The 4,985-nt window shown below is 48.0% G+C and carries 2 tRNA genes and 2 rRNA genes; all 4 read right to left on the reverse strand.

The annotated features are described in order from the left end of the window. Positions 1-87 precede the first annotated feature (87 nt). Positions 88-2,846: ribosomal RNA gene (locus tag HHL20_RS19410) — 23S ribosomal RNA — on the reverse strand. Between the two features lie 159 nt (positions 2,847-3,005). Next, positions 3,006-3,079, reverse strand: a tRNA-Ala gene (locus tag HHL20_RS19415). An 82-nt stretch (positions 3,080-3,161) separates the two neighbouring features. After that, positions 3,162-3,235: transfer RNA gene (locus tag HHL20_RS19420), tRNA-Ile, on the reverse strand. A 204-nt stretch (positions 3,236-3,439) separates the two neighbouring features. Then, positions 3,440-4,956 (reverse strand): 16S ribosomal RNA (locus HHL20_RS19425). Together the 16S and 23S rRNA genes with 2 tRNA genes alongside form the textbook arrangement of a ribosomal RNA operon. Positions 4,957-4,985: the final 29 nt, after the last annotated feature.

Below are 4,985 nucleotides of genomic sequence, written 5' to 3' on the forward strand. Positions count from 1 at the left end.
ATTGAACCTTGAACCGTTTTTATCGGTAAATTTCATCACAAAGGCAAAACCTTGGTTGCACTTATAAGGCTTTATTGAGAACCAATAGGCAATAAATCTACGGGTAATTAGTACTACTCGGCTATGCTGTTACCAACTTTACACCTGTAGCCTATCAACGTGGTCATCTCCCACGACCCTTAAAAGATGTCTCATCTTGAGGCGAGTTTCACACTTATATGCTTTCAGTGTTTATCTCTTCCAAACATAGCTACTCAGCGGTGCACCTGGCGGTACAACTGATACACCAGAGGTTTGTTCAATTCGGTCCTCTCGTACTAGAATCAAGCCCTCTCAAACATCTAACGCCCGCAATAGATAGAGACCGAACTGTCTCACGACGTTCTGAACCCAGCTCGCGTGCCACTTTAATGGGCGAACAGCCCAACCCTTGGGACCTTCTCCAGCCCCAGGATGTGACGAGCCGACATCGAGGTGCCGAACCTCCCCGTCGATGTGAGCTCTTGGGGGAGACTAGCCTGTTATCCCCGGAGTACCTTTTATCCTATGAGCGATGGCCCTTCCATACGGAACCACCGGATCACTATGTCCTGCTTTCGCACCTGATCGACTTGTTGGTCTCACAGTCAAGCACCCTTATGCCATTACACTCTACGCACGGTTACCAAGCGTGCTGAGGGTACCTTTGAAAGCCTCCGTTACTCTTTTGGAGGCGACCACCCCAGTCAAACTACCCACCACGCAATGTCCTTCTAAAAGAAGTTAGGCTCCAAGTAAGTAAAGGGTGGTATTTCAACGTCGGCTCCACAAACACTAGCGTGCCTGCTTCAAAGCCTCCCACCTATCCTACACATTACTTACTCAAAGTCAATACGAAGTTATAGTAAAGGTTCACAGGGTCTTTTCGTCCCATTGCGGGTAATCGGCATCTTCACCGATACTACAATTTCACCGAGCTCGTGGCTGAGACAGTGCCCAGATCGTTACACCATTCGTGCAGGTCGGAACTTACCCGACAAGGAATTTCGCTACCTTAGGACCGTTATAGTTACGGCCGCCGTTTACTGGGGCTTCAGTCAAACGCTTCGCTTACGCTAACGCCCTTCCTTAACCTTCCAGCACCGGGCAGGTGTCAGACCCTATACAGCATCTTTCGATTTAGCAGAGTCCTGTGTTTTTGATAAACAGTCGCCTGGGCCTCTTCACTGCGGCCACCATTGCTGATGGCGTCTCTTCTTCCGAAGTTACGAGACTATTTTGCCTAGTTCCTTAGCCACGACTCACTCGAGCACCTTAGGATTCTCTCCTCGACCACCTGTGTCGGTTTTGGTACGGGTTGCTTCACTTCGGCTTTTCTTGGATCCGATTTCACTATAGCAGCTTCGCCCGAAGGCTAGGCCTTGACACTTCCGTCCGTCTTCAATAGCTACGTCGAACCGTCCCCTTTTTAGTGTGAGCAAGTATGGGAATATTAACCCATTGTCCATCCACTACCCCTTTCGGGTTCGCGTTAGGTCCCGACTAACCCTCAGCTGATTAGCATGGCTGAGGAAACCTTAGTCTTTCGGTGAGGGGGTTTCTCGCCCCCTTTATCGTTACTTATGCCTACATTTTCTTTTCTGTCCGCTCCACAATACCTCACGATACTGCTTCGGCGCAAACAGAATGCTCTCCTACCAGATATAATAAATTATAAATCCATAGCTTCGGTAATATGTTTATGCCCGATTATTATCCATGCCGGACCGCTCGACTAGTGAGCTGTTACGCACTCTTTAAATGAATGGCTGCTTCCAAGCCAACATCCTAGCTGTCAATGCAGTCCAACCGCGTTGCTTCAACTTAACATATATTTGGGGACCTTAGCTGTTGGTCTGGGTTCTTTCCCTCTCGGACATGGACCTTAGCACCCATGCCCTCACTGCCGTAGAACATTTATTAGCATTCGGAGTTTGTCAGGAATTGGTAGGCGATGAAACCCCCGCATCCAATCAGTAGCTCTACCTCTAATAAACTTATATACGACGCTGCACCTAAATGCATTTCGGAGAGTACGAGCTATCTCCCAGTTTGATTGGCCTTTCACCCCTACCCACAGGTCATCCGAAGACTTTTCAACGTCAACCGGTTCGGTCCTCCACTCTGTGTTACCAGAGCTTCAACCTGCCCATGGGTAGATCACAAGGTTTCGCGTCTAATCCTACTAACTATGCGCCCTATTCAGACTCGCTTTCGCTCCGGCTCCGGTACTTAATACCTTAACCTCGCTAGTAAAATTAACTCGTAGGCTCATTATGCAAAAGGCACGCCGTCACAGAATTAATCTGCTCCGACCGCTTGTAGGCGTACGGTTTCAGGTTCTATTTCACCCTTCTATTCGAAGTGCTTTTCACCTTTCCTTCACAGTACTTGTTCACTATCGGTCTTTCAGGAGTATTTAGCCTTGGAGGATGGTCCCCCCATATTCAGACAGGATTTCACGTGTCCCGCCCTACTCATTTATCACTTAAATATGCCTTTCATATACGGGGCTATCACCCTCTATGGCTGTTCTTTCCAGAACATTCTATTAAACATATAAAAGCTTTTGGGCTAATCCGCTTTCGCTCGCCACTACTTACGGAATCTCTTCGATTTCTTTTCCTCCGGGTACTTAGATGTTTCAGTTCTCCGGGTTTGCTCTCTGATAAATCAGAGTAATACATCTTCAATGTATTGGGTTGCCCCATTCGGATATCTACGGATCAATTCGTGTGTGCCAATCCCCGTAGCTTTTCGCAGCTTACCACGTCCTTCTTCGCCTCTGAAAGCCTAGGCATCCGCCATACGCCCTTAACGATTTCTTTCCTATTTTTAGGTTACTCAAGCACTTATAAGTGCTCGGTTTTCTCTTTGTGATGTCTTTACCGTTAATGTCAATGATCTTATTTTTCTTTTCTTCAAACTGATGAACAGATGTTGTTTTTGGCTCCATCCGTAACTTTTAAACCAGTCTTCCAAAACTGTGGAGAATAAGGGAGTCGAACCCTTGACCTCCTGCGTGCAAGGCAGGCGCTCTAGCCAGCTGAGCTAATTCCCCCTCTAGGTGCTTCCAGCTTTTGGCTTCTTGCTTTTGGCTAATTGCCAGCAGCTAAAACCTATTTGCCATCCGCTTTAATTAGTAGTCTCGGGCAGGCTCGAACTGCCGACCTCTACATTATCAGTGTAGCGCTCTAACCAGCTGAGCTACGAGACTCTTTGTGTTCCGAGTTCCGTGTTTCTGGTGCCGGGTTATCCGTATCCATTAACTCGTACCCCGTCTCTCTGTTCCCTGATACTAATTTCTAGTGGGTTTGTATTTTTAATATAAATCAACCAATAAAAAAACTAAAGCTTTACTTTGAAGTAAGTACATGTACCTTACGGTACTAATTTTGTTTATCGTCTTAAAGACGCTCTAAAATGAGATGTTCCAGCCGCACCTTCCGGTACGGCTACCTTGTTACGACTTAGCCCTAGTTACCTGTTTTACCCTAGGCAGCTCCTTTTACGGTCACCGACTTCAGGTACCCCAGACTTCCATGGCTTGACGGGCGGTGTGTACAAGGCCCGGGAACGTATTCACCGCGCCATGGCTGATGCGCGATTACTAGCGATTCCAGCTTCATAGAGTCGAGTTGCAGACTCCAATCCGAACTGAGACCGGCTTTCGAGATTTGCATCACATCGCTGTGTAGCTGCCCTCTGTACCGGCCATTGTATTACGTGTGTGGCCCAAGGCGTAAGGGCCGTGATGATTTGACGTCATCCCCACCTTCCTCTCTACTTGCGTAGGCAGTCTCACTAGAGTCCCCAACTTAATGATGGCAACTAGTGACAGGGGTTGCGCTCGTTGCAGGACTTAACCTAACACCTCACGGCACGAGCTGACGACAACCATGCAGCACCTTGAAAATTGCCCGAAGGAAGGTCTATTTCTAAACCGATCAATTCCCATTTAAGCCTTGGTAAGGTTCCTCGCGTATCATCGAATTAAACCACATAATCCACCGCTTGTGCGGGCCCCCGTCAATTCCTTTGAGTTTCAAACTTGCGTTCGTACTCCCCAGGTGGCTTACTTATCACTTTCGCTTAGTCTCTGAACCCGAAAGCCCAAAAACGAGTAAGCATCGTTTACAGCGTGGACTACCAGGGTATCTAATCCTGTTCGCTCCCCACGCTTTCGTCCATCAGCGTCAGTTAAGACATAGTGACCTGCCTTCGCAATTGGTGTTCTAAGTAATATCTATGCATTTCACCGCTACACTACTTATTCCAGCCACTTCTACCTTACTCAAGACCTGCAGTATCAATGGCAGTTTCACAGTTAAGCTGTGAGATTTCACCACTGACTTACAGATCCGCCTACGGACCCTTTAAACCCAATAAATCCGGATAACGCTTGCACCCTCCGTATTACCGCGGCTGCTGGCACGGAGTTAGCCGGTGCTTATTCGTACAGTACCTTCAGCTTTCCACACGTGGAAAGGTTTATCCCTGTACAAAAGAAGTTTACAACCCATAGGGCCGTCGTCCTTCACGCGGGATGGCTGGATCAGGCGCTAACCCATTGTCCAATATTCCTCACTGCTGCCTCCCGTAGGAGTCTGGTCCGTGTCTCAGTACCAGTGTGGGGGATCACCCTCTCAGGCCCCCTAAAGATCATCGACTTGGTGAGCCGTTACCTCACCAACTATCTAATCTTGCGCGTGCCCATCTTTATCCACCGGAGTTTTCAATAATCAATGATGCCATCAATTATATTATGGGGTATTAATCTTCCTTTCGAAAGGCTATCCCCCTGATAAAGGCAGGTTGCACACGTGTTCCGCACCCGTACGCCGCTCTCAAGTCCCCGAAGGAACTCTACCGCTCAGCTTGCATGTGTTAGGCCTCCCGCTAGCGTTCATCCTGAGCCAGGATCAAACTCTCCATTGTATGTTTGTCTGACTCACTCAAAGTTTTTT

Source organism: Chryseobacterium cheonjiense (assembly GCF_012927265.1).
GTDB lineage: Bacteria > Bacteroidota > Bacteroidia > Flavobacteriales > Weeksellaceae > Chryseobacterium > Chryseobacterium cheonjiense.